The organism is Escherichia sp. E1130 (genome assembly GCF_005781065.1).
Classification (GTDB): Bacteria; Pseudomonadota; Gammaproteobacteria; order Enterobacterales; family Enterobacteriaceae; genus Escherichia.
Map to the genome: position 1 here is coordinate 1 of NZ_VATL01000069.1, position 1,635 is coordinate 1,635.

General features: G+C 46.8%; 2 protein-coding genes. One reads left to right on the forward strand and one right to left on the reverse strand.

Annotated features, from left to right (window positions below):
- Positions 1 to 238: hypothetical protein (locus FEK66_RS25450; protein WP_130209812.1), on the reverse strand; the 238-nt coding region annotated here is incomplete at its 3' end.
- A gap of 123 nt (positions 239 to 361) precedes the next feature.
- Here FEK66_RS25450 and FEK66_RS25455 point away from each other — a divergent pair.
- Positions 362 to 1,635 (forward strand): FliC/FljB family flagellin (locus tag FEK66_RS25455; RefSeq protein WP_138211653.1); only part of this gene is annotated, 1,274 nt, incomplete at its 3' end.

Here is a 1,635-nt window from a genome sequence, read left to right on the forward strand (position 1 = left end):
TCTGCAGCTTCTGCGTTAATCTCTGTATTGGCAGACTAATTCTGTTGATAATCTCAACCAGCCCGGTATCCCCCCGGGCTGATTTTATTTTTATCCAGTCGTTAAAATTTATTGTTTCCTGACAACCGTTTTCGTCAGAGAATCCGAAAATAAATATCCCCTCTCCTGCTGCCAGCGCCAACTTCACACCAGAAATCAGATTATTAATAATCTTAAATAAGAATTTTATATTTTTCATAAATACGCTTTAGCCATTTTATGGGTGCGCCGATATATAGGGTATGCGGCAGTCATAACGCATATTTTATTTAAATTCTATTTTGGGCGGATCGCACCGCCAGGTTTTAATTGAGGATATATCATGTCACAGGTCATTAATACCAACGCACTGAGCCTGGTTGCACAGAACAACCTGAACAAATCTCAGTCCACTCTCGGCACTGCGATCCAACGCCTGTCTTCTGGTCTGCGTATTAACAGCGCAAAAGACGATGCTGCTGGCCAGGCTATCAGCAACCGTTTCACCGCCAGCATCTCTGGTCTGACTCAGGCTTCCCGCAACGCTAACGACGGTATCTCCATCGCTCAGACCACTGAAGGTGCGCTGAACGAAGTGAACGACAACCTGCAGAACATCCGTCGTCTGACTGTTCAGGCGCAGAACGGCACTAACTCCGATTCTGACCGTCAGTCCATCCAGGACGAAATCAATGCCCGTCTGGATGAAATCGACCGCATCTCCAATCAGACTGAATTTAACGGCGTTAAAGTTCTCAGCCAGGATCAGTCTCTGTCTATTCAGGTAGGTTCTAACGATAGCGAAACTATCAGTATCGATCTGAGCAAGATGGATGCCGGCACCCTCGGGATGACTGATTTCAACGTGGCTGGCGGTATTAATGCCGCAACCCTGAATACAACAGGCGCTAATGTGAATGTTGATGAAGGCTATAAGTATGATGTAGCTAATGTCACAGACACAGGTGCAGCTGCTAAGGCGGATAATATTGTTAAAGATGGTGCAACTGGTAAAATCTACGCCCAGATTGGTACAGATGCCGATCCGGCAAAGAATAAGTACTATGAAATTATGGATGACGGTAAAGGCGGTATGACCTTCGATAGTACTGGTGCGGATAAAGGTTTTACTACGGCTACAGCACCTACATCAGTAAAAGACCAGGAAGCTTATCACTCTACACAAGTAACAGGTGTACCGGCCGGTACCACCCTGAAAGACGATGGTAAAGGTAACTACTATCTGGAAGATGCTACGGGTAATTTAACCAATGCCAAACTGGATACCACCAACGATAAGGCTGGTAATTTCACTGCGACCATCACTGATTTAAAAACCGCAGTTAACACCAAACCAGCAACCACCGATCCGCTGAAAGCTATCGATGCCGCGCTGTCTCAGGTTGACAAACTGCGTTCTGGCCTCGGTGCCGTACAGAACCGTTTCGATTCTGTTATCAGCAACCTGAACAACACCGTTAACAACCTGTCTGAGTCTCGTTCTCGTATCCTCGACGCTGACTTCGCGTCTGAAGTATCTAATATGAGCCGCGCTAACATCCTGCAGTCTGCCGGTACTTCTGTTCTGGCACAGGCCAACCAGGTTCCGCAGAACGT